Origin of the sequence: Meishania litoralis, assembly GCF_042611095.1 — a bacterium.
Classification (GTDB): domain Bacteria; phylum Bacteroidota; class Bacteroidia; order Flavobacteriales; family Flavobacteriaceae; genus Meishania; species Meishania litoralis.
The window spans coordinates 62,233-88,356 of record NZ_JBHFPV010000006.1 but is presented as its reverse complement, the minus strand read 5'-3'; the positions used below and the strand labels follow the sequence as shown (position 1 = coordinate 88,356).

12 protein-coding genes are annotated in these 26,124 nt (G+C 43.8%); 3 read left to right on the top strand and 9 right to left on the bottom strand.

Features of this window, described 5'->3' with window-relative positions:
- Window positions 1–32: 32 nt before the first annotated feature.
- The 3 genes from ACEZ3G_RS16030 (at window position 33) to ACEZ3G_RS16020 (ending at window position 11,250) form a co-directional block, all read left to right on the top strand.
- Complete coding sequence (locus tag ACEZ3G_RS16030; RefSeq protein WP_432426536.1) at window positions 33–8,843, top strand: T9SS type B sorting domain-containing protein; 8,811 nt, start codon at window positions 33–35, stop codon at window positions 8,841–8,843.
- Window positions 8,844–8,992: 149 nt separating this feature from the next.
- Window positions 8,993–9,712 (top strand): carboxylesterase family protein, encoded by a 720-nt coding sequence (locus ACEZ3G_RS16025; RefSeq protein WP_432426535.1) that lies wholly within the window; start codon window positions 8,993–8,995, stop codon window positions 9,710–9,712.
- 35 nt (window positions 9,713–9,747) lie between these two features.
- Window positions 9,748–11,250, top strand: a complete 1,503-nt coding sequence (locus ACEZ3G_RS16020) for a sulfatase family protein (RefSeq protein ID WP_432426534.1) — start codon at window positions 9,748–9,750, stop codon at window positions 11,248–11,250.
- A 4-nt stretch (window positions 11,251–11,254) separates the two neighbouring features.
- On the opposite strand, the gene ACEZ3G_RS16015 is transcribed toward ACEZ3G_RS16020, so the two are convergent.
- From ACEZ3G_RS16015 to tsaD, 9 genes are all read right to left on the bottom strand, one after another.
- Entirely contained in the window at window positions 11,255–14,821 is a 3,567-nt protein-coding gene (locus ACEZ3G_RS16015; RefSeq protein ID WP_432426533.1) for a VCBS repeat-containing protein, read from the bottom strand.
- Between the two features lie 109 nt (window positions 14,822–14,930).
- Window positions 14,931–16,676 carry a RagB/SusD family nutrient uptake outer membrane protein gene (locus tag ACEZ3G_RS16010; protein ID WP_432426532.1) on the bottom strand — a complete coding sequence of 582 codons (1,746 nt, stop codon included), beginning with the start codon at window positions 16,674–16,676 and terminating at the stop codon, window positions 14,931–14,933.
- A 68-nt stretch (window positions 16,677–16,744) separates the two neighbouring features.
- Window positions 16,745–20,056, bottom strand: a complete 3,312-nt coding sequence (locus ACEZ3G_RS16005; RefSeq protein WP_432426531.1) for a SusC/RagA family TonB-linked outer membrane protein — start codon at window positions 20,054–20,056, stop codon at window positions 16,745–16,747.
- Between the two features lie 401 nt (window positions 20,057–20,457).
- A complete protein-coding gene (locus ACEZ3G_RS16000) occupies window positions 20,458–21,570 on the bottom strand; it encodes a THUMP-like domain-containing protein (RefSeq protein ID WP_432426530.1) in 1,113 nt (370 codons plus the stop codon).
- A 73-nt stretch (window positions 21,571–21,643) separates the two neighbouring features.
- Entirely contained in the window at window positions 21,644–22,732 is a 1,089-nt protein-coding gene (locus ACEZ3G_RS15995) for an AI-2E family transporter (protein ID WP_432426529.1), read from the bottom strand.
- A gap of 3 nt (window positions 22,733–22,735) precedes the next feature.
- A complete protein-coding gene (locus ACEZ3G_RS15990) occupies window positions 22,736–23,386 on the bottom strand; it encodes a DUF4159 domain-containing protein (protein ID WP_432426528.1) in 651 nt (216 codons plus the stop codon).
- A 12-nt stretch (window positions 23,387–23,398) separates the two neighbouring features.
- Window positions 23,399–24,106: a 16S rRNA (uracil(1498)-N(3))-methyltransferase gene (locus ACEZ3G_RS15985; protein ID WP_432426527.1), complete on the bottom strand. Its 708-nt coding sequence runs from the start codon at window positions 24,104–24,106 to the stop codon at window positions 23,399–23,401.
- 102 nt (window positions 24,107–24,208) lie between these two features.
- Window positions 24,209–24,949 (bottom strand): class I SAM-dependent methyltransferase, encoded by a 741-nt coding sequence (locus tag ACEZ3G_RS15980; RefSeq protein WP_432426526.1) that lies wholly within the window; start codon window positions 24,947–24,949, stop codon window positions 24,209–24,211.
- A 99-nt stretch (window positions 24,950–25,048) separates the two neighbouring features.
- Window positions 25,049–26,074 (bottom strand): tRNA (adenosine(37)-N6)-threonylcarbamoyltransferase complex transferase subunit TsaD, encoded by a 1,026-nt coding sequence (gene tsaD, locus ACEZ3G_RS15975; RefSeq protein ID WP_432426525.1) that lies wholly within the window; start codon window positions 26,072–26,074, stop codon window positions 25,049–25,051.
- Between the last annotated feature and the right edge of the window lie 50 nt (window positions 26,075–26,124).

Below are 26,124 nucleotides of genomic sequence, written 5' to 3'. Positions count from 1 at the left end.
ATCTACATATTCTTGCAAATTCGACTTAACCTATGCTCCCAAAACAACCGAGGCATCTATTGTATGCCGTGCTATTGATAGCTTTATCAATAGTCTGCAGTTCTGCCATAGCGAATATTCGAGTTTACGATTTTCTTGCGGAAATAACAGAGGTGCTTGACAGGAAAATCGAAAATAACGACAAGTCGACTTCTACGAGTACTTATGATAAGGCTGATAATACCGCATCGAACAAAAGCCTAAATACAAAAATGGGCGCTAGTGCCCCGATGTTTTCCACAATCATACAGAACTATGACGACCTGACTACTTGTGCCAACGATGGCCGAACAATAGCACGTTTCATACTTTGTGGCGATTCTGACAACAGAACAATAACGGTAGCAGGAAATACTTCATATACCTTGTACCAACTTACTGGCAGTACACCAGACACGAATTTAGCCTGTCCCGATCTCAATTTGTCGAATTATACCGCAATCTATACCGGAACCAATTATAATCTTTTGGCCACAAGTGTTCCTGCATCTACGGGAGCCGAATATTATCTGGAAGCGGGTGGTACAAGATATTATTTTGAAGTAATTAAAAGTACGATAACCCAGACCCATACCAAACAGGATTATGTCTGTAACAATCCAGGTCGAATCGAGATAACCGGCCTACCTAACAGCTACCAATTTCAGATTCAAAAAGATGGCGGAGGTTTCGGGCCTTATCAATCTTCTTCGATTTTTAACAATCTTGACCCCGGTATTTATGTGGTACGGGCCCGATTGAACATTTCGGGTCAAGTGTGTGAGTACCTCTACAATCCCATTGAGATCGAGCAAATCGATATTCAGATTGATGTAACATTTACGAATCCTGTTTGTAGTGGGGAAACGGGGAGCATCACCGCAACGGTCAACGCCGCGGTACCCGGTCCGTACGAGTTTACTTTGCTTGATGAGTTTGGTGCCGAGGTAGCATTTACGGCTCCCATTTCAAACAACACTTTTACTTTTGCCGATGTTAGCGAAGGCACTTATGCGATAAAGGTCGAAACACCACAATGCTTTGAGGATATCCCCAATGGCATTCCTGCGCCAATCCAATATAATGATACGGGCGGGAATCCAATAACGGTAGGTACCGGATTGTCCCCTATCACTATTACCACGACCACCAACGGCATGAGTTTCGGGTGTTCTACCATTCCAAGTGTGGACATCGACGTAACCCCTTCGGGCGGATCTGGAACGTACAGCTATACGGTCAGCGACGGTGGGAATTCGGGAGGAACATTCTCTGGAACAAGTAGTTATACGGTAACTTCACCAGGCACATATACCTTCTATATAACAGATGATCAAGGTTGTACTGCCGAAAAGTCGGAATATGTGGCTCAGCTAGACCCACCTGATGTTATTGCCGGCCCCATAGTGGGTACTTGTACCAATGGGGGAGGAAAAGTTGATTTTACCATCATTGACCCAATGGGTTTCAATCTTGAATTTCGGGCCACGAACAATGCGGGAGATCCTTTTACGACTTCACCAACGATACCCGTACCGGATGGAACGTACAATATTGTAGAAGTTCAGTATTCTCAAGGAGCGTTTTCCTGTGTTTTGGCATTACCACCCGTCACGGTCACTTCAACGGGAGGGCTTAATGGAAGCGCAAGCTACGCCAACGACTATACATGTCCGGCCGGGGGAACCATTAATTTCACGCCGACCAGTGGTGGCTCAGGATCAGGCTATGAATACAGCGTGTTAACTGGAGTTTGGCAGTCGGGCACCAGCTTTACGGGTCTTGCGCCCGGAACATATATTCCACAGGTTAGGGATGATGCAGGGTGCGTACAAGATTTGGCCCCGATAACAATACCAGACCCGGTTCCTCCGACTTCAATTGATTTTGTGCAGGATCAACTCGATTGCGCCACAGGTACAAGTAGGGTGACCGTAAATATTACCCCTGGCGGATATCCTGTTACGCAATTTGAGATCGTTGCCTCGAATCCGGTTACTGCTTTACCGCCTCCGAACGCAACAGGAATTTTTCCTGGACTTGCTTTGGACACTTCGTATCAGTTTGAAATTACCAACGACCAAGGCTGTGTATATCCTGCTAGTTTTACGACGGGTGGCGTTAGTACGATTCGCGCACAAGTTAAATCGGGAGGAGATAGAAAGGTCTGTCCAGGGGCTTCCGATGGTTCCGGGGCATTCTTGATCGATGGTTTTGCGACCGATTATGATTATACCATAACCTTTACACCTCTGGTCGGTGCCCCCGCAACACATTCATCGGGCTCGGGTGTCAATAACTTTGAAATAGCGATTTCAGGGCTTGCCGCGGGAAATTATGAAATTGCCGTGACGGACAACGATACTAATTGTATTTCCACGGCATCTTTTGACGTGGTCGAACCCGCTACTCCTTTGAACGTCACCGCCAACGTTACCGATATGAGCTGTCAGAACGGCAATATCGGAAGAATACAAGCGAATGGAAGTGGCGGCTTTGGAGGTTATAAATATCAACTGGAATGGCCTTCGGGAACCATTCAAGGGCCTAAAACCGGAACCGTTTTTGGAGGTCTTACAGAACCTGGGGACTACTATCTTACGATTATCGACTCCGAAAACTGTAGCTATCAGACGACGGCCATAACACTGACCGAAAAAATAGCACCTACCATTTCACTTGGAACGGTCGATTATTGCTATTCGGCGACCAACAATGCTGAAATCACGGTGAATTCGGTTGCCGGTACGGCGGCTTTGGCTACCCATCAGTTCAGGATTAATGGAGGGCCGCTACAGGCAGGACCGGCCGGAACTTATACATTTAGCAACCTTGTGCCGGGCAACTATAATATTGAAGTTGTAGATGGTGATAATTGTTCGGCGTCATTGACTACGGTAACCATACCACCCCAGCTACAGGTTACGTTGGATGTTAACAGTGAAATTCCCTGCGGTGGGGATGGGGAGATGGAAATTACGGTTACCGGAGGTGATATTTCCAATTTGGCCGCCACATCCTATACCATTGAATATGAATCCGCAACACCACCGGCCCCTTTTACTCCGGTTCCTGGACACAATGCCGTTCCATTGCCATCAGGTACTTTTCAATATACCGTACCTTTCGGAAATGATGGTAGCTATAGGGTTTCGGTAACCGATAGTAATGGTTGTACGACCATTTCCGAGCCCATTAGATTTGTAGAGCCCACGAATATCGCGGCGACACACCAGATTACGGGGCCCAGCTGTGGGGATCCGAATAGCGGTTTTGTAGAGATTATCCCCACGGTCTCATCGGGGGTTCCGCCTTTTGAGGTCGTATTCGCTCCTGCGGGTACTTTGGTCGCAGACCCCAACACCCCGGATCCGACGCTTACCTATTCGTTTTCACCGCAAACCATTTATTCGGGATTGGCGGCCGGAAATTATGAGTATGTGGTAAAAGATTCAAGAAATTGTATTACCGCTGTGGTGCCGGTAACGGTATCGGCAGATCCAATCCCGGCAGTTGATGCGGACATCACTCCCATAGACGCGACTTGTACTGCAGGGGATTTGTCTGGTGGAGTGACTATCAACCCCATGTTATCTCCTGGTGTGCCAGATTATACGATTATTGTAGAGGACAACTTTGGTAATCCGTTTGTAACCCTCAATAATGTTACGCCCGGGGATTTGCCCTTAAATATTACGGATCCGGCTTTGATTCCCGGAAATTATCAGGTCATTGTTCTCGATTCTAGGGGATGTATCGATATAGAGCCTTTGGTAATCAATAGTTTGGGATTGGACATAGTTCCTGATTTTTCTACCGTTCCCGCTATATGTACCCCTGGTGGATTTACAGTCTGCGTCGATATTGTAAATGGTACAGGTCCGTTTTTGATCAGGGTCAACGAAGATCCCGCAAGTCCATGGAACAATATTGCAGACCAACCTTCGAATCCGCCAAGAAGACATTGTTTAGGTGCCGTACAGTTCGGTGTTTCTTACAATGTTGAAGTATTGGATACCGCAACGGGTTGTACCTATAACGAGATAATAACCGTACCTGATGGGTCTGGACCCGATGTGACCTTGACCATTGATAACGCCAATTGTTATAATGGTGATGTAGGATTGGAATATGACATTACCTCAGGTACCGGCCCCTATGATATTATAATAACGAATTTTGATACAGGTGCGATAGTACATAACGTAACAGGGACCACCGTTACAAATACGACCATTCCTGTTCCGGCCGGACATTATGGTATATCGGTCATGGACACCGCTACCGATTGTTCTGATGGCGCGGAGACCGAGGCGATTCTCATTACGCCCCGAGTTGACATAATTGACAACCAAAATGCGAATTGTAATGAATTAGGGCAGTTGACGGTTAGGGGTAGTGGGGGTACACCATATCCTACCGGTAGTCCTTATTTATATGCCTTTGTGCCAGCTGGTACTCCAGTCGATGATGATGGTACTTTGACACCGGCGGATCCGTCGGATGACTTTACCGACGCCTCGACGGTTGCGCTGCCCGGCTCTTTGATAGGGATCGATTATGACATTTGGGTAAAAGATTTCAATGACTGTGCCTATAGAATTTCGGCTACGGTCATTCAATTAGATCCTGACCTACCGGCACCGTCAATAAGTGTAAACAACCAATGTGATGTTACCCCGCCAGTGGGAGGTTTTACGATTACGGTAGAAATGCCAGGCACTATCGATACGCCTTCTTTCACTTTAAATGGGGTGACACAGACACCACCATATACGCCGGGTGTACCGACCCAGGCCGTATTTAACGTAGGGAGTGTTGGTAGTTATCCGGTATATGTAATCGACGCGAACGGTTGCGATGTGGATGATGTTGCCGAAGTATATCAAGTTTTATCTGCCTCTGGGGATTTCAGCACCGAACCCAATTGTGAAAATTCCGATGGCGTGGTTACTATTAATGCCAATGGTGGTAGCGGTGATTTCTCCTATGTACTTTCCGGAAATGACTTTTTGGGGAATCCTATTTCCATAAATCTTCCGAATCAGGGTGCTACGGTCGATTTTACCAATATCCCTCCAGGGGATTATCAGGTTGTTGTTACCGATAATCAGGTGACAAACGGTGTGAGTAATTGTACTTTCCTGATAGATGATATTTTTAGGGAAACACCGACGCAGCCTGTCATAGACGATACCGGTGAAACCGACATAAGTTGTTTTGCAGCGGGTGATGGTAGTATTTCGGCTTCGCTACAGTCTGGAAGCGATATTGATGGCATCCAAGAATATAACCTTTACTCGAGCACTTTGGGTGCAATGCCCCCGACACTTGATGTAACGGGTCGTATCGCTACGAATATTTCAGGTTCATTCCTTAATCTGGCCCCGGGTACTTATGTCGTTGAGGTGGTGACCGACAGAAATTGTTTTGACCGAGAAGAAGTGACCATTGTTGAACCACCGACCTTCGAAATCGATGCGGTGGCCGGTACTTTGACGTGTAACCCGAATTCTAATCAATTTAGTACGACTACCGTTAGTGCGGTTATCGTAAACCCCAATATTGGTAACGGTGCACCGTATGGTTATAAGATCAACCCTACCGACAGTTATCAGTCCAGTCCCGATTTCTTGATCGTGGACAATGGCTCGGACCAAACGATTACAATATATGCCATTGACTCCAATGGTTGTGAGTTCAGCGATTCGGTTACCGTTTTGGCTCCTAACAATGTTACTGCAACCATTACGCAGGTTTCTGCAATGGACTGTGAAAATCCCGAACGAATCCGTATCGAGGTAACAGGCAGTACAAACTTTATTGTAGAAGATCAAGGTTCGTCGGTTGCAACGGTTTCGAGTCAAACGGTCAATGGACCAACTTTTATCGAGTTCGATTTACCACATGTTTCAGGGGAATATAGACTGCAGATCAATGACGTAGGAGGTTGTACCTATCCGATCGAACCCTATACGGTGATTGAGCCGGTGGTGCCGACCGTTAGTATAAGCGAAGCTGAACCTGTGGGTTGTTTTGGCGATACCGATGGCGCCCTTACTATAAATGTTGCCAATTTTGACCCGACGGGTGCTTATGAATATTGGGTCTATGACGCGAGTGACCCCGGTTTTTCCGGAGGTGCTTTTGGAACTCCTGTTGCCGGAAATTCAAATGGAACCATAGATATGGTAGCCGATGGAAACCCCGCCATAATCGCAGGTCTTCCAGGGGGTAACTTCCGTGTAGTCATTCGCGAAGTCGGTAAAACGGTCGTTGCATGTAACGTCTTTAGTAACGTTGCGACCATTCGAACTCCGAACGAGCAATTACAGATAGATACTTTTACCATTATTGCTCCTCCAGGGTGTAGTGATGATTTGGGAGAGTTGACCGTGACTGCCATTGGTGGTTGGGGTAGTTCACCGTATGAGTTTATGTTGGAATATGAAAACCCGACAGCAAGCGGATTTAGCCCTCATCCGGTTTATGGAGATTTCATTACCAATGGAAACAATGACAGGTTTACAGATTTGGCCAGCGGTAATTACCGTGTTACGGTTCGGGATATTGAAGGATGTACCAATACAATGGAGCGCTTTCTTGATGCCACTCCCCCTATTCAAGCCGACGCAATTATCACTCGCGAGTTGGAATGTCCGACAGGAAACGATGCCATTATCGTGGCGGTCGAACCCGGTACGACCACACCCGGGGCGATCGGAGGTGTTACAGGTGCCGGTTATCAGTATCGTTTGGTTAAACTTGACCCGAACAACCTCGACCCAACCAATCCGGCCAATATAATTTCGAGTACAGGTCTGCAAAGCAATCCTGATTTTGTCGGTAACGCAGGAACTGGTGTAATTTCGGGAGGATGGTATGCTATCGAAGTGGTTTCGACCCTGAACTGTCAAATGTTTACCGCTCCGGTCGAAGTTATTCCACCGCCACCGATAAGTCCCAAATTAATTCAGACTTCGGTTCCTGCCTGCGGCAATATTGCGACTATGAAGATTAAGGTGAACAACCCGCAAGGAGGCACTTATGAGTACAGTGTTTATGGTTCGGGTGGTCCATGGTTGCCCATTAATGAAATAGATCCTATGGACGGAAATCCTGTTATCACCGGAATTCCAGGAACTATAGGGTCATCATATCGCTACGACGTTCGAAAAGTTGGGTCTTTGAGTTCTTGCTTGGCACGTAGCACCAACGGCATAACCATTACCGACGCGGATCCGTTGTCTTTGGATCCCGCTTCGCCGACCTTCGACATTTCCTGTGCCTATGAGGTAGACGGAAGGATCGAGGCCGTTGCCAATGGCGGTACTGGCATTTATGAATTCCGTATTTATGATACTGATCCGGGAAATGATGCTTTTGTGGCGGAATCTCTTCCCACCTACAATGGTTTGCCAATGCAAGATTTCGGAACCTTCGAAAACTTGGAAGAAGGATCGTATTGGATTTCGGTTATCAGCCGACAAAATTGTGGGGTAGTACAGGGACCTTTCGTTATCGATGCTCCAGAACCTGTAGCCTTGTCCTACGCTTCCACACCGGTAACATGTCCGACAAATGTTGATGGTACCATTACCATGAATGTAACGACCCCAGGGGCAGGTTTGGTAAAATTTGCGATTGAACCGAATCTGAGTGAATTTTTTACGGATCCCGATAACCCTGAGACGTATACTTTTACCGATCTTGAAGGTAATAGAACCTATACGGTATTGGCCCAAGATGCCCAAGGTTGTCCGCAGACCTTTGATATTTATGTGGGTACACCGACTGAGCTTCAAATTACCGATATTCAAACAACACCTGAGACATGTTTAGGTTTTGAGGATGGTACGGCGCAATTGACCGTAACCGGGGGTACGCCTTTCATCGATGGCACGACTTCGGTACAATATTACGAGACCAAAATAGTCGGTCCAGGTTCTGACGGAAGCGAGGTTTTCGTACGCAACGATAATCTGTTCTTTCCAGATTTGGTCGGGGGAAATAGCTATATCGTATTTGTACGTGATGCCAATGGTTGTGAAACCTTTGTCGATTTCCCGATAGCAATAGGTGTTGATCTTGCCGCCGAGCCATTGATTCAGTATGGCTGCGATGGAATTTTTCCAAATAGTACGGTAACCATTGAAATGTTGGACACAAGTCTTTTACCGGACCTTCTTTTTGCCTTGGATCCCATAGACCCTACGGATGCCGTTACGGCAATGGCCGATGCCCAATATACTTGGGGTGATTTGCCCGCAGGCGACCATACGGTTTATATCTATCATCTTAATGGATGTACCAATTCGGTAACGTTTACCATAGAAAGTTACGATCCATTGACCTTGACGGCAGAGAAAACCGGTCCGAATGAAGTTACCGCCCTAGCTGAGGGAGGTTACGGTGGTTACGAGTATTTCTTCCAAGGAGAATCTACCGGTAGCGAAACGGTTTATACCACGAATGAAAGTGGGAATGTAACCGTACAGGTTGTCGATGCCAATGGCTGTGTGGCGGTAGTCACGATTCCGTTCGAGTTTACCGGAATGCTTGAAATACCAAATTTCTTTTCGCCGAACGGTGATGGGGAAAACGACCTGTGGTACCCTGAAAACAGGGAATTTTTCCCAGATATAGAAGTCAAGATCTATGACCGTTATGGGAGGATGGTCTATAGGTTGGACAATGTCAAAAAATGGAACGGCACCTATGAAGGTAATGATGAGCCGCTGCCGACCGGTGATTACTGGTACGTTGTCAACGCCAATGATAAGAGCGAACAACGCTATGTTGGCCATTTCACGCTTTACCGTTAGCATTCTGTCAATAACGTAGAAGAACGGGCGGCCTTTTATGGGCCGCCCGTTCTTTTATTGAATGGCACAATGGCAACCTTTTTGTGTTTTTGGCAAATTCATTGGTAAGGTTTCTATCGGTTTTCATTATCTTGAACTATTAATAGGATATGAAAAACCGACTTGTTTATATTGTTTTTTTGTTTCTTTTTCAGAATTGCGCTTCTCAGGCAACGCCGAACCTTATTGATGATGAATACAAGGCGGTAACCACCGAGGTTTTTAATTATTATTTGTACTTTCCTGATGATTATGAGGTCCGAAATGATGAAGATTTTCCATTGTTACTGTTTCTTCATGGGGGTGGTGAGTCGGGCGATAGCCTCGTTACGATCAAAAAAAATGGACCGCCAAAACTGATTGCCCAAGGGAAAAAGTTTCCGTTTTTGATTTTGGCACCCCAAAATCCGCATAAAAAGAAATGGTGGAATACCGAGGCTTTGATCCAACTACTAGATACCATAGTTGATAATAATAGAGTGGACAGAAAAAGAATTTATCTTACAGGATTAAGTAGGGGAGGAGGCGCTGCCTGGGAGCTCGCAGTGCAATATCCCAAAAAGTTTGCAGCTCTGGCCGTGGTCTGCGGAATGGCCCCTGTACCTTATGCTTCTTGGATCGATAAAGATTTGCCGATATGGGTCTTTCACGGGGAGGAGGATGAATCGATTCCGGTTTCAGAATCGGAGAACATGGTAGCACGTCTCAAATCAATGGGTTATAATGTACTTTTTACAAAATATCCGGGTATAGGGCACAACTCATGGGAGCGAGCCTATAATACCGATGAACTGTACGACTGGTTTGTCAAACAACGAAAAGCGGAATAAAAATAGTCGACCATACTTGCTTAAAACTTGAAATTATGAACGCATTTAAAATTTTTACCATTATCGGAATATCCTTCTTTATGGTGGGCGGCATAAACGCAAACTCAGGATTAAATGAAGAAACCGGGCCAGCGGTCCAGAAAAAAAAGCCCCGTAACGTTATTTTCATACTTACCGATGACCATAGATACGATTACATGGGTTTTACAGGAAAAGTGCCTTGGTTGGAAACACCCAATATGGATAAATTGGCAAGTGAAGGAGCTTATCTACCGAATGCCTTTGTGACCACTTCGTTGTGCTCGCCAAGCCGTGCTTCGATTTTGACCGGCCAATTTTCGCATTCGCACACGATCGTAGACAATCAGGCGCCCGATCCAGGTAACTTGACATACTTTCCAGAGTATTTACAAAAGGCAGGGTATCAGACAGGTTTTTTTGGTAAGTGGCATATGGGCGACCATGGTGACGAGCCACAACCTGGATTTACCCATTGGGAAAGTTTTCCTGGCCAGGGAGTATATTACAATCCCACGCTGAACATCAATGGTAAGCGCATCGCCTATAAAGATTCTACATATATCACGGATCTATTGACCGAACATGCAGTGGATTGGATGAAAAACAGGGACAAGAAGAAGCCTTTTTTTCTTTATTTATCGCATAAAGCAGTACATGCCGGGTTTCAACCCGCTAGGCGTCATAAAGGAAGATACAAGGGAAAAAGAATAGCGTTGCCGGCGACCTATGATCAAACCAAAACTGGGAAATATCGCGAACTCAAATGGCCGCAATGGGTCGCCGACCAACGTATCAGCTGGCATGGGGTAGATTATATGTACCATGAAAACAGGGATATTCACGAAATGGTAGTCGATTACTGTGAGACCCTTTTAGGGGTCGATGAAAGCGTGGGTACGGTAATGGAATATCTTAAAGAAGAAGGTCTCGATGAATCGACATTGGTCATTTATATGGGTGACAATGGCTTCAGTTGGGGCGAACATGGCCTGATAGATAAACGTCATTTTTATGAAGAATCCGTTAAAGTTCCTTTGTTGGTCCGTTGCCCAGAATTGTTCGAAGGCGGGAAAACACCCAAACAGATGGTACAGAATATCGATATCGGCCCAACGGTACTTGCCGAAGCAGGGGTGAAGCAACCTGAACATATGCCAGGGGTTTCATTTATTCCTATTTTGACGGGAGATGCCACTGCGCCTTCGCGAAAAGAAGTGTTCTACGAGTATTTTTGGGAATATGACTTTCCGATGACCCCAACGGTATTCGGTATGCGGACCGACAAGTACAAGTACATGAAATATCAGGGTATTTGGGATAGAAATGAACTTTATGACCTTGAAAATGACCCCGAGGAAATGTACAACCTTATTGCAGACCCCGATAAGCAAGATGTTGCCAAATCGATGTCAGCTGCAATTTACGATTGGCTCGAAAGAACGAACGGAATGAACATTCCGTTAAAACGAACGGTCAAATACCGTTATGGGGACTTTAAGCATAAGAACGAACATTAAAAGATTAAAAAGTAATTGTTCGCGTTTGTTTTCCGAAATTGTCATAGAAACTAATTTCTTTGGCATCTCCTATGATTTTCAACCTCCGACTTGATTGGGAATGGAATGTACTTCCCCAATAAAATTCGTGGATGCTATTGCTGCCATTCGCATACACTATCTTGGCCTTTACTTCATTTGGCTTTGGCTCGACTATATTCTTCCAATTTTTTTGTCGCTGCTTATAAACCTTAATACTGTCATTGTTCTGGGTAGCAATAATTAATGACTCTTGATCTGAAGTTATAAGATTCACCAATCCCTTGGCGTTACCGGGAACAAAAAAATTACTTTTTTCAAGTGAAATCTCCTTAAAATTGCCCTGCCCGTCATTTTTAAGGGCGACACCTATCAAAGCGTCAGCCGGGCCTTGTTGCACTTCCATGCCGAAATCGTTGCCTACCAAAAGAAGATCCATGAAACTATCTTCGTTGATATGTGCTGGTAATACTCCAAAAACGGGCGCAACCTGAGCTTCTATGGGCAAGGCGTGTAATTTGAATTTACCCTCTCCTAGGTTCTCTACCCATGAGGTTTGCATATGATTCATTGAATAGGTCAGCGCATCGTTTAGAAGCCCATCGGAAAACATTTCGGGCAATGTCGATTCGCCAAAATCCCCGAACGAATTGAATTTTTTCCTGATCCCAACATATTGCTTGGTTACATCTTGCCACGGGTGGTATAGGTATTCTTTTCGAACACCGACACTATCCCTTAAATAATAAGACAGTAAAGGATCGACCGTTCCATTTTGGTCAAGGTCCTTGGCATATATTCTAAGAGGTTCTTCAGGGGTGCCCTTAAAATTAATGTTACTGCCATAGTTCCCGGCCACATAATCGGTGTCTCCATCATTGTCAAGGTCAGCTGCAGCGAGGCTGTTCCACCAACCTGTTTGATTTGAAAGTCCACTGTATTCAGTGACTTCAATCAATTTTCCATTAACATTTTTAAAAAACCTCAGGGGCATCCATTCGGCGGCCAGTATAAGATCGGGCCAAAAATCATTGTTGAAATCGGTCCATAGGGCGTCACTTATTAATCCTGGGAACATCAATTCGTCGGACACCTCCTCTGTTACATCAACAAACTTTGGGTTACCTGGCTTGCTGTCATTTCTGAGGATAAAGGAACGATCTGCCTTAGGGTATGAAAAGGGAAGTACCCGACTGCCGACAAAAAGGTCCAAGTCACCGTCACGATCAAAATCGGCCGCTTTTATTGCCGAGGAATTCGATCTGTTGTCAGGAAGTGCATTTTCAGTCTTTTTAAAATTTCCATGGCCATCGTTGATCAGCAATACGTCGCGATAATACTCATGACCTGAAGGATATTGTGCACAGCCTCGAGCAATATATAGATCTAGGTCTTGGTCGCCATCAACATCGAACAATAAAGTTCCTGCATCTTCCTCCAATCTTTGCTCATCGTTTTTATAGTTCGCTTCCTGTTGCACAAAAGTCCCATCCTCTTTTTGCGTAAACCACATTTCAGGATAACTGCGACTTCCACTTATAAACATATCTTCCAAGCCATCAGCATTGATATCACCTACGGCTATTGAAGGTCCGTATTGCGAAAATTTGTGAGGTATCGTCGTTTGAAAGTTAAAATCGATAAAATCGATATCACGTGCCAAATACATCAGATTACGTTGGTTGGCTACCTCCTCAAAAAGACCATCGTTTGGTAAATCGACATTTTTTAAAGGAAAAGAAGTATTTTCAGAATAACTGACGTTCAATAAGGTATCGATAGTAATCTTAGTCAACTTTTGGGTCGCTCCTCCAGGCCAAGTGATTTTTAGGCTATCGATTTTTTTCTCGTTGCCTATGCCAAAATGAATGATACTTTCGGGTTTGGATAGATATCCGCGGCCTGACAGAAGTGATTGCCTCTGCTTTTTACCGTTAACATAAATTTCAGCAACTGATCCAATTGCCTCTTTATTCCCTGTTTTCCCTTTCAGCTTAACCCTTAAATAATGATTGCCTTCATCGATTTGAGAGGTTTTGTTTTCGAGCAACAAGGCATTGTCATTAATGTTGTTGACAATAATATCAAGGTCTCCGTCCATATCAAGGTCGCCATAGGCCGCTCCATTCGAAAAAGTTCTGAAATTCAGCCCCCAATCTTTCGTAACGTCTGTAAAGGTCAAATCGCCATTGTTCTTGTACATGAAATTCGGAATCTTGATTTCCGGAATGGCGGCAATCAGTACTTCTTTGGAGACCAATCGGCTGGCAGTGGCCCTAAAGTCACCAAAATCACGATCGGTCACATCTTTTGGAAAACCATTGGTAATGTATAGGTCTTGCCAACCATCATTATCGTAATCGGCAAAGAGGGGCGCCCAGCTCCAATCTGTTTCTTGTATACCGGCGTACATACCCAATTCAGCATAGATCGGTACTTTGGTCTCTGGGTTGATGCCTTTGTTCATCTGTAACGTGTTGCGGGTATATTGCTGTTCGTATTCGTATTTCTTTGTGAAGATCTCTTTTTGATAATTGCTAGGCCCTTGAAACAATTTTTTTCTTTTGTTATAGTACGGTTGCATTTCTGTCGTATATAGATCAAGCTTACCATCGTTATCGACATCGGCAATATCACTACCCATTGAAGAAAAACTAAAGTGCTTAAAAAGATCACCTGCTTTATTGGTAAATGTGCCGTCTTGATTGTTCATGTAGACAAGGTCATTACTTAAAAAATCATTCGCGACATAGATGTCCATCCAACCATCATTATTAAAATCGTTTATTAAAGTACTATGGCTATAACCGTGATATCGGATGCCCGCCGAATCGGAAACATTGACAAATACAGGTCTCTTTAAACTATCGTTCCAATCGTTTCTATACAAACGGTCTTTACTTTGCGATGTGCCATCGTCATTCAAAGGACTGAACTCATTGGGATTAATGCCTTCAATTCGGTTGACCCCGATAAAAAGATCAAGGTCGCCATCGTTGTCAAAGTCGAAAAACTGGGCGTGGGAAGAATACGTGTCATCTGCTATATTATATTCCTCCGCCATTTCTTTAAAAAAAGGAATTCCAGATTCATCGTTTCCTTGATTTATATAAAGTAGGTTCTTCCTTTTTAGAGAATCCTTATAGAAAGTGTTGCAAACATAGATGTCAAGTTTTCCGTCCAAATTCAAATCGACCAACGAAATTCCTGAAGACCAAAAAAGGGAGTCTGTTTTTTCTATTTCGGCCTCTTTCGAAATGTCTTTGAATTTTAACCCTCCAAGATTAATAAAGAGCTTGTTGTCAACCTGATTTCCTGCAAAAAAAATGTCGTCGAGCCCATCGCCGTTAAGATCACCTAGAGCTACACCAGCACCATTATAGACGAATTCATTGTCTATTATATTAATGGAATCGTTCTCGGTAAGGGCATTATTGAATTTGAGCCCTGATAGATCGGAATCAACGGCCACGAACCTTGTGGTCGGAGTATTGTCCTTGCAAGAAGCAAGGATGACCGTAAAGAACAAAGCGTAAAGAATACTATATTTCATCTTAATCGACGATAAAATTATTGGGTATGCAAAGATGCATGAAGAGAAGTAAAGAAACAAAAAACCCCAACTTTAAAGTCAGGGTTTTTGAAATCAAAATAAATTAAATCTAATAGTTAGGATTCTGAACTAAAACATCAGGACCTTGAATATCGATTTGAGATTGTGGTATCGGGTAGACCTCGTTTTTACCGCCGGTAAAACTAGCTCCCCCAAACTTGGTGACCAACAAGGTAGATTCATAAGCTAAATAGTCATTCAACTCTTCAGCTGCAACACCCCATCGAACCAAATCAAAGAAACGGTGACCTTCACCAGAAAGTTCCAGTTTTCGCTCGAAACGAACGGCTTCCCGCGCAGACTCTTGGGTAGCGAATTGAGAAGCGGGATACTCGGTAATCACATAGTTAGCCGCTGGTGTGGCCCCTCCGTCATTGGAAACCCAGTATGCTGGGTCTGCAGCTCTCGCCCTTACCATATTGGTATATGTTCTTGCCTGCTCCAAAGAACCAGCCTCGATTTCAGCTTCTGCGGCCATTAGCAACACATCGGCGTATCGAATAATCGTGTAGTTCATTGTGGCGTAACCTCTTGTCCATGAACTACCATCGGTAAATGAATTCTCCTGAGATTTATAATACACATACTTTTTCGGAGAATACGGCCCGGCATAAGGCTGACTACGGATCCAAGCTTTACCTGGGTGAGGAATCCAATCAAGATACTGAATTCCCCTACGCCCAATAGACCAATCGATACGTGGGTCTAACTCACCTGCATCTGGAGTAAAAGGCTCATCTGATTCAACGTTGTAATCATTCGCCAAGGCATTACCGGCATCGTTGTATGATTTGTCCAACAAGGGCAATCCTCCCGAAGTACGGAACGAGTTCGCCAATTCAAAGCTTGGCTGAAAGAACCCACAACAGTTGCCGGGGCCGTCTGGGCCAGTATTATAGGGGTAGTTCAAATCATCAAAGTAATTGGCGTTTGCTGTACTACCTGTATTGTTGGCCGATTCAACGTCCATAACAACTTCGGCATGGTTATCGTTCTCTGCGTTATAGATTTGTGCATAATCATCCAACAGTGCATATTTCAAACCGTTAGACGTAACACCATTGGCGATAACATCATCGAACCAAGTCTTGGCCTCGGCAAATTTACCTTGATACAATTTGGCCTTGCCCATATAAGCGGCGGCGGCCCACTTGTTGACTCGACCGGCACCGTTCTCAGCGGGTAGGTTATCATAGGCAAACTGAAAATCGGCCTCGATTTGTGCCCAAGCATCTCCATTATTCGGTACAAGGACTACCTCAGGAGCGGCAAGGGTTTCATCAAAAACCGGAATGTTGCCGAAATGCTTTTTCAGATCAAAATAGAAATGACCTCTCAACATTCGGGCCTCTCCTGCGATGCGAGAAGCCACAGCGGGTTGAATTTCCGTAGAATTGGCCAGAGTGGCCAAAACGGCGTTGGCCCTACTAACTCCTTCATAACGTCCGCGCCATAAAAAATTAATGTCACCACTGGTAGGATCTATTTCATATCGTTGTACCGGGTTGATGGCCGAATAGTCGCCTGCATCGGTACCTTTATTGGCTTCACCACCCATAACTGAACCTGTAACCCAGTGGTTGGGTCCTTCAAATCGGTTTCCAAAAACCCCGTTCAAGGCGGCATAAGTTCCAATTAGCAAGCCTTCGATACCGGGTTGGGTACTTACCTGGGCGTCGGCCAAGGAATCGGTTGGAGCCACCTCTAGGAACTCATCGCTACACGAAACCCCTAATAACAGGAGCCCTGAGAGGATGGCAGATGACCATTTTTTTAACTTTTTTGTTGTTTTCATAGTTTTATTTTTCTATAAATATATTAAATATTTTGTTTTCAAATATCACGGTTTGTTCACAGCGACATTTAGATTCCGATTTCCAAGCTGATAACATAACTTGGTGTCACAGGGAAGTTACCCACATCGATACCAAAGTTCGTGTCAGGACCAGCAACCTGAGGGTCAAGACCGCTGTAGTTGGTAATGGTCCAGATGTTATTGGCGGCAAGCCCCAAGTTCAGTTTGCTGAGCCCGAACCTATCGGTCAATTCATTGCTGAAGTTGTAACCGACCCGCAATTGAACCAATCGCACATAAGAACCGTCTTCAACATACCATGAATTCGATGCACCACTTGTACTTAGGTTGGATGCACTTTCCCAAATAGGGGCACCAGCATTGTTCCCTAATTCTGGAGTCCAAGAATTGAACGCGGCAACACCTTTTGCCGAACCTTCGAACGTTCCAAAGAAATCTCTAAACCATTTAGATTGGTTAAAAATATCGTTGCCAAAAGAGCCATACCAGTAGCTCTGGAACTCAAAATTCTTATAACGTAGAATGATGTCCAAACCTCCTGTATAATCAGGTACCGCACTACCGATAACGGTACGGTCATCAGGGGTAATCGCCCCATCACCATCGACATCTTCATATCTAAACCGCCCAATTCCCTTACCATCTTGCGCGGGTGAGCTATCAACTTCGGCCTGACTGTTGAAATAACCGATAACATTGTACCCAAAGAAGGTCGAAATCGACTGACCCACAGAGTTTCTGATAGGGAAAATGCCACGATAACCAATATTGTCACCAAAGAAATCGATTCCTGGTGCCAAGGCCGTAATTTCGTTCTTAAGAATCGAGTTGGTACTATGGATTTCAAACGAAAGGTCTTCGGTTATGTTACCTCGACCAACAATTTCGAAATCGACACCTGAATTGCTCATTCCACCTATGTTTACGGATGGAGCGGACGCATAATTTCCGGAAACACCTGCTAAAGGTACTTGGTATAAAAGTTCTTTGGTGTCCTTTTTCCACCAGTCCAAAATGAATTCCAATTTATCGTTCAAGAAGGAAGCATCAAAACCGATATTGGTGGTAACCGAGGTTTCCCATTTTGCATCGGGGTTGCCGATACGACTTTGGGCAAAACCTTCGTTTGCACCACTGTTTTGACCATCTATCGGATAAAAGGTATTTCCTCTATCGGAAGCGAACAACGAATATTGGTTGTTAGGAGCTACGTTCGAATCACTACCCATTTCACCCCAGCCACCACGAATCTTTAAATCGGTGATAAAATCCTGGTTCTGCATGAAAGGTTCAGCGATTACACGCCATGCAGCCGAAACAGCGGGGAAGGTTCCGTATCTGTTATTTCCACCAAATCTAGAAGACCCATCACGACGGATAACACCGGTGAGGTAGTACTTTTCGTCAAAGTTATAATCTAGCTTTCCAAAGGTCGAGAAATAAGTAGAACCTTTAAATTGATTACTATTTACATTTGGACTTTGTACAACGCTTAGGCTTTGAAAATCCAAATCGGTCGAGAATGGGTTGATACCATTACCTGATATATTTCTACCCCTACCGTCGTTTAGCGCCTCGATACCACCGAATAATTTTACCCTATGTTTGCCAAATAGCTTATCGTAGCTGAACGTGTTGGTGAACGTCCAAGAAAATCCATAACCACTACCTTCGCTGAAAGAGTTACTGGCCTCAGGTTCTGAATCTCCCAAATAACGATAATTGTAATTCACAAAATGGTAATTACCATATGAGCCACCAATACTAGATCTTAGGGTTAATGCATCCCATGGTTTCACCAAGAGATAGACATTTCCAAATCCACCTATGCTATAGCTTTTGTCATCTCCATTATTGAGTACCAATCTTCTGACCGGATTTCGAGGGTTGTTGAACCCTGCCGCCCGAGTACTGGCGTAGCTGCCAAATTCATCATACACCGGCAAAATTGTGGGCATACGATAAGCAGACAATACTTCTGATTCGTCATCTGCTACCTCGACACCACCATTACCCCCGAAAATACCTCTTGTTGACCTGTAGGTGACCTGAAAGTTTTCGCCAACGCTAAGCCATGGGGTGATATCCCACTCAGAATTGAAACGAGCCGTATAACGGGCGAATTCTTGAGACAAAACGATACCATCTTGGTTTTGCGCCGAAATACCCATATAGTAACGACCATTTTCATTACCCCCGTCAAAGCCAAGTGTAACCCTGTTTTGAGGGGCTATTCGTGTAATTTCCTTGTACCAGTTGGTACCCGCTAAATTGGGGCGGATCAAGAATACGTTATCAGGATCAGCCGCATAGTTGGCTTGTATTTGGGCCAAATCGATAGCTCCCGCACTGACCCCGTTCTGCCCATCTGCATGTAAATAGTCAGGGAAGGTCGGAGTTGCGTTGCTGCCGTACTGCGGATGTGAATATTGTACCGCTGTACCGTTCGCGGCAGCATTGTTCTCGTAAGCTATATGCGTGTATCTGGCCATATCCTGAGGGTTCAACATTTCTGGAGAACCGCCAACATTGGGATCTGCAACACCACTATTGATATTCAAGGTCATCGTCGTCTTTCTTTTGCTTCTAGAACCTTGCTTTGTGGTATAAACGATTACACCGTTTGCAGCCCTTGCACCGTAAATGGAGGCGGCAGCGGCATCTTTAAGTACGGTCGCTGTCTGCACGTCCTCTGGGTTGATGAAATCGACATTTCGGGTCGGTACCCCGTCAACCACATAAAGTGGAGCGTTGTTTCCAAAAGAGTTGAAACCACGTACCCTAATCTGGCTGGTCGTACCAGGCTGACCATTGGTAAGTACGGTTACACCTGCAACCCTACCCTGTAATTGCTGTTCAATGTTGCCTGAAGGTACGGCGGCCAAATCTTCAGCTGCTACCACCGATACGGCAGCCGTGGTCTCACGTTTTGTTTCAACCTGATAACCTGTAACAACAACTTCTTCCAAAGCCGCGGCATCTTCGATAAGTGTAACATTGACTGTTGATTGCCCGCCAACAGAAACCTCTTGGGTTTGAAAGCCCAAATAACTAAAAACTAAAACGGCATCACTATCTACATTTAAGGTATAGTTGCCGTCAAAATCGGTCTGAGTACCATCGGTGGTGCCCTTAACTACGACGTTGGCCCCTGGCAAAGGCGCCCCTGTTTCATCGGTAACGGTACCCGAAACCGTTGATTGTGGCTGAATGCCCGACTCAACGCCATCAAAATTAGTTTCAAAATTCGCCAAGGTCAACTGCGAGCCCAGACAAACCATCATCGAGAAAAGCCCCAGCTTGAGCAACGAGTGCTTCCCCCAAGACTTTAACGAATTGTAATCATGTTTTTGATTCATAATCCTTGTTGTTTGTTAGTTTAAATTAATCTTGAATTAGTTCCAGTTTTTCTTACATCTAAAGGGTGTTCAAAGCACCCTAAATGTTAATAAAAAACCAAATTTGACATAATGATAACAAAAATATATGAATCATGGGGATATAAGCACCTATATTTTGTCAAATATTGGTACTCAATTTAAACGCTAGATTCTGTGCTGATGTCTTGAAAAGCTTCAATCTATGGCCAAGAGGACATCTAGCAAAGGAGCGATTCGCTTTGATGTTGGTTTTGAAATTTAACAAAATCGGAAGCGTTCATTGTAATTTCCGCACAACAATGCCGTATGGGTAATTTAAATTATTGTAGGATTTCTTTTTGATAATTCAGGGCCGTAACTAAGCTCGATACTGCAAAAATTTATACTTTACTGCATTTAAGCGTGCTCCATTTCCCGTTTGCGGTCTTACAAAAAAACAAATATGTGTCCCCGCCATCCTTGATTTTGTACTTTGCCCTTAAACGTGCGACCGTTTCGGGGAAGTTTCTTACACTTATATTGGCCTTTTTGACCTTCATACTTTTGATCGACTTCGAACTGTATGGAATAAATCTTTCAATTTTGAATATACGCCCGGGAAATTCGATTAATCGGTCAGCGGTGTAAAGATGTGTATGTCGATGTAGTTTGAATATATTATAGGTACTTGTCAAAGACTTAAACGCACCAGATTTCATTATTGCAGCGTTTGGTTCGTACAAAAAGGCCAGAGGCATCGAAAGTTTCGATTCGCTTGATTTTTCAGTGGATTGTAAGAATGCAAACTGTTGAACTTTTGATTCTTGAAAGTTGATGGTCTTTATCAATGGCTCTTTGCGAAAATCTTTTTCAATGACCCACAGAAGCTCCTTTACTTCATTCTTAACAGCCACTATATGTATTTCCCTAACAAACCCAAGCTGGTCGTTTCCGATTTTAAGATCTAGTAAGGGTGAGGTTTTTAGTAGAATTTTATTCGATTTTCGCAGGAGCAATTCCAAATTAGACGGAATATTGGGCGAGTAATCCTCAAGATTGACCACTTTTCCCTTTGTGAGGTTTCTTCGTGAGGGGTCGGCATAAATCCAATCCCATTTTTCATCGCTTTGTTCAAGGTAATCCAGACCATCCGTTGAAATCGTTTGAACGTTCGTAGCGCCCAAAACCTTAAAATTATGTCGAGCTATTTCTGAAAGTTCTGGATCGAGTTCGCAATGGACGACCGAGTCGACTTTTTGACTAAAAAAATAGCTATCGACGCCAAAGCCTCCCGTCAGGTCGCAAAGTGATTTTCCATTTACGATTTCCGATTTATATCTTGCGGTAACCTCAGAAGACGTTTGTTCGATACTCAATGGTTTTGGAAAGTAAATTTTTTCTTTGTTAAACCATATGGGGAGTTTTTTTTCACACTTTTTTTTTGATTGGAGCTGCTCGGCGATCTCTTTGTTGGTCACATGGCCGAAAAGTGGTTTTTTTAGTAGTACCGACACAATGTCAGTATTCAAATTTTCATTTATAAAATCTTGAACACCAGTATTTAAAATTGAATTGTTCAAACTTAAACTATAAGTTTTTGGTCAGGGATTTTACCGTCTTGTTTTCTGCTAAAAATTCCTTTAAAATCACTTTTATGGCGGTATATCCGGGTACTGCAACGATCATACCGACCACTCCGAAAAGTAACCCTGCAATGATGATGATCAGAAAGATTTCCAACGGATGTGATTTAACGCTGTTCGAAAATATGAAGGGTTGGGAAAAGAAATTATCGACCAACTGACCGACCATCAATCCTATTAGAACATAGCCGGTCTTCGGAAGTATGACCGTGCTAAAATCCGCTCCCAAATTACTGGTCATTGTGAGCACGACCATTAGTCCGCCGCCGATAATCGGGCCGACATAGGGAATAATGTTGAAAAGGGCACATAAAAATGCGATTACAATTGCGTTTTCAATGCCTACAATAAACAATACAATTGTATATATTACAAATAATATCAATATTTGAAGAAGAAGACCCACAAAATACCTTGATAGAAGATTGTTGATCTTTTCAATCGACTTTACCGTTCTGTTTTCGTTGCGATCTGGTACAAAGGCCAAAATACCGCTTTGGAAAAGTTTCCGGTCTTTCAAAAAGAAGAATGAAATAAAGAGGACTGAAAAAAGACCAATACTTAGGTCGCCCAAGGTTCCCAAGAGCGAGTTAAGAAAGTTGGGGATAAACCGAAAGTCCAAATTTGAAAAAATCTTTGATTCTTTGATACTTTGTTCAATGTCATTCGGACTTAGTCCCAAAAAACCGGTTATTTCGCGATATAAATTTTCTACCTTATACTGTAGGTCATCGATATCGAGCAAAGAAAGATTTCTGCCCTGTTCGGTGATTACCGGTACAAATAGAGCTATGATCCCCACAAAAACCCCGACCATGAGCGATATGGTAAGTACTACGGCCAATGTGTTCGGAAACTTCAGCTTTCTTCTTAAAAAAAGTACTATAGGCCTGCCGATTAATGCCACCACGGCCGCAATGGTCAAATAGGCCAAAACGGATCGGATCTTATAAAAAAAGAAGAGCAGTAACGCTATTCCCACAACGATACCTAATGCCCGTAATATACCTCTTGAAATGGTCTTCTCTGTCATTGATTAATTCTTGAAAACATAAGAAATGATGTTAGCACCCATTTTAAGGGCCTTTTCACGCACCTCTACGGGGTCGTTATGTACCATTGGGTCTTCCCAGCCATCTCCTAAGTCTGCTTCAAAAGTAAATAAAAGAACCAATCGATTTTGATGAAAAATACCCAATGCCTGCGGGCGTTTTCCATCGTGTTCATGTATTTTGGGCAGACCTTGGGCAAAATTATATTCCTGTCTAAAAATGGGGTGATCTGCCCCCAATTCCACTAGTTCTGTATTTGGAAAGACCTTGCCAAGTTCTTTACGTAGGTAAGGTTCCATGCCATAATTATCGTCAATATGCAAGAATCCACCAGCCATTAAGTAGGTACGCAGGTTTTGCGCCTCTTCATCGGAGAACACGACATTGCCATGCCCCGTCATATGTAAAAACGGATATTGAAATATGTCAATGGCACCAACTTCAACAGTACCCGGCTTATCGCTGAGTTTGGTCCCGATATTGTCATTGCAAAAGCGTATCAGGTTGGGAAGGGCTGTCGGGTTGGAGTACCAATCGCCACCTCCATTATATTTTAAGATTGCAATTTCTTGAGAAATAGTAGGCGTTGCCATGTGCAATAGCAACCAGCACGCAATGAATTTGAAACATTTCATAAGGCCAACATTTTATCTGCTGTTTATCATTGATACTATCGTGCAGGCAACAAGAGCAGCTGTTTCAGTACGTAACCTGTTTTCTCCCAAAGAAATAGGCTTAAAACCCTTCGAGTAGGCCTTTTCGATTTCGGCGCGGGAAAAATCCCCTTCGGGTCCAATTAGTATTGTGATATCGGTATCTGGCGCAACCCGTCTTTTAAGTTCCGATTTCTCACCCTCCTCACAATGGGCTATAAAAAGAAGACCGGTAGGCTCGTTCTCCAAAAAAGTATCATATGAAACCGGTGGGTTTACCTTTGGCAAATAGGTCTGCAGGGATTGCTTCATTGCAGCTTGCACCACTTTTTGCATGCGTTCATATTTAACCACCTTGCGTTCAGATCTTTCACATATAACAGGGGTAATCTCGTTAACTCCTATTTCTGTAGCCTTCTCTAAAAACCATTCAAACCGATCCATGTTTTTGGTCGGTGCCACGGCCATGTGGAACCAATACATATTACGGTGTTTTTTTTGGGTATCGGTTATTTGCGCCTTACATTTTTTCGGATGGGCGATTAAGATTCGGGCCTCATAGAGATACCCTTTGCCATTGGTGATATAAAGACTGTCACCCTCTTTTTTTCGTAGCACTTTGACAATATGATTGCTCTCCACGGTGTCAAAAACGAACTGGGCTACGCTATTGTCCAAAGTTGGGTTGTAAAAAAGTTGCATGTCGTTCAAAAATAGGAATTAATTCTTCCTCGAAGCTATAGAAATGTAACTTTAAAGAGATCACTACTTCTACTTGACCCTGCTGGCAGCCTTTAACTTGGGCTATTTTCGGCAAGCAATATAAAGTGCTCCTTTGTTGCCTCCTTTGGCAATTTTATGACCGTTTTCGACTTCCAGAATTTCAAAGCCAATCTTTTCTAACTTTTGAAGTATGTCTTTTCGCCTTACCCAATAAACGCTTGGCTGGTTTTTGCCGAAAAGCTTCCAGTTGAACTGAGTATCGTTCAACTTCAGCCAGGGCAAATGATATTTTGATACTTTCTCGCCCCGAATTTTGCGCAAGGTGTTCGCAATAGTGCTTAGCAACGGGTTGTAAAACCTGGATTCATAATCTAGAAAGGTGAAGAGTGTGATGCTCCCTTTTTTTGCAATTCGATAGGTTTCTTCCAATGACCTATTAAAGAGTTCCGACGGAACGAAGCAAAGTACTTGTTGAATATAGACCAAATAGTCAAAGGTTTCATTTTCGAATACGTGAAGGTCAGAGGCATCGCCGGTCATAAACTTAACGCTCGATCCCTTCTCGTTCGACCGCCTTTGCGCGAATTCCATCATTTCAGGAACGATATCGAAGCCGATGACATCGGTAAACCCCAGCTGTTCTATAAAAAAAGTCAGTCTGCCCCCGCCAGCGCCCGCTTCCACCACAGATCCAGAAGAATCGGTAAGATATTTACGCAGCATTAACTTCTCTTCGGGCCACACATCTTCGCGGTAGATGGTGCTGTCCATCATGTGTTCGGCGTAGAAATCCTTATTCAAATTGACAATCTTATCCTTCATTCGAACCTTGGTCTTTTTTGTCAAAATATTGATTGAAATTGAAGCTAGTGCACTGTAAGTAACGAAGATTAAATTGAATTAGTCTTTCCATACATTGAATTAAATGGAGTATCGGGCCTTTGCCAAAATGGAAGGCTCCGCGAAAACCCCGTCTTTATATTTCAGATACCCTACGATACCTATCATTGCGGCATTGTCGGTGCAATATTCGAACTTTGGGATAAAGGTATTCCATCCATAATCTTTTTCGCTGGATTTCAGTGCCCGTCTGATTCCCGAATTTGCGGAAACCCCGCCACCTATGGCGATTGTTTTTATCCCTGTTTGTTTCGCCGCTTTTTTCAATTTGCCTATCAATATCTCAACAATGGTAAATTGAATAGAGGCACATATATCGTTAAGGTTTTCCGTTATGAAGTTGGGATTGTTTTTAACCTCTTTTTGTATAAAATAAAGAATGCTGGTCTTCAATCCGCTAAAGCTAAAGTTCAGGCCATCGACCTTGGGTTTCGGAAACTTGAATTTTCTTGGGTCACCGAGTTGCGCGTACTTATCGACCAATGGACCTCCTGGATATGGAAGCCCCAACAATTTGGCGCTCTTATCGAACGCTTCTCCAACGGCATCGTCTAGCGTCTCTCCCAAAATCTCCATATTGAAATAATCTTTTACCAGTACGATCTGTGTATGGCCTCCGCTGATGGTCATGGCCAGAAATGGAAATTGGGGAATCTCGGCATTTTCCTCATTGATAAAATGGGCCAAAATATGTGCTTGCATATGATTGACCTCGATCAAAGGAATATTCAAACCGAGCGCCAAGGATTTGGAAAAAGAAGTGCCTACCAGTAACGATCCCATTAGCCCTGGCCCTCTTGTAAATGCTATGGCGGATAATTGTTTTTTGTCGATATTTGCCCTTGTCAATGCTCGGTGAACGACAGGAACGATATTTTGTTGGTGTGCCCGCGAGGCAAGTTCGGGCACAACACCCCCATATTCCTCGTGTATTTTTTGAGTTGCGACAACGTTGCTGAGCACTTTGTCATTGCATAGTATAGCGGCCGAAGTGTCATCACATGATGATTCTATGGCAAGTATGTAAATAGGTTCTGAATCTATCATGTTTGGAACAAAAATTGGAGTACAAAGGTAAAACATAAAGCCCTATCAAA

What these genes read in the sequence shown, in the direction of transcription:
- ACEZ3G_RS16030 (WP_432426536.1), top strand. Translation starts at nt 33, where the DNA reads ATGCTCCCAAAACAACCGAGGCATCTATTGTATGCCGTGCTATTGATA.
- ACEZ3G_RS16025 (WP_432426535.1), top strand. Translation starts at nt 8,993, where the DNA reads ATGAAAAACCGACTTGTTTATATTGTTTTTTTGTTTCTTTTTCAGAAT.
- ACEZ3G_RS16020 (WP_432426534.1), top strand. Translation starts at nt 9,748, where the DNA reads ATGAACGCATTTAAAATTTTTACCATTATCGGAATATCCTTCTTTATG.
- ACEZ3G_RS16015 (WP_432426533.1), bottom strand. Translation starts at nt 14,821, where the DNA reads ATGAAATATAGTATTCTTTACGCTTTGTTCTTTACGGTCATCCTTGCT.
- ACEZ3G_RS16010 (WP_432426532.1), bottom strand. Translation starts at nt 16,676, where the DNA reads ATGAAAACAACAAAAAAGTTAAAAAAATGGTCATCTGCCATCCTCTCA.
- ACEZ3G_RS16005 (WP_432426531.1), bottom strand. Translation starts at nt 20,056, where the DNA reads ATGAATCAAAAACATGATTACAATTCGTTAAAGTCTTGGGGGAAGCAC.
- ACEZ3G_RS15995 (WP_432426529.1), bottom strand. Translation starts at nt 22,732, where the DNA reads ATGACAGAGAAGACCATTTCAAGAGGTATATTACGGGCATTAGGTATC.
- ACEZ3G_RS15990 (WP_432426528.1), bottom strand. Translation starts at nt 23,386, where the DNA reads ATGAAATGTTTCAAATTCATTGCGTGCTGGTTGCTATTGCACATGGCA.
- ACEZ3G_RS15985 (WP_432426527.1), bottom strand. Translation starts at nt 24,106, where the DNA reads ATGCAACTTTTTTACAACCCAACTTTGGACAATAGCGTAGCCCAGTTC.
- ACEZ3G_RS15980 (WP_432426526.1), bottom strand. Translation starts at nt 24,949, where the DNA reads ATGAAGGATAAGATTGTCAATTTGAATAAGGATTTCTACGCCGAACAC.
- tsaD (WP_432426525.1), bottom strand. Translation starts at nt 26,074, where the DNA reads ATGATAGATTCAGAACCTATTTACATACTTGCCATAGAATCATCATGT.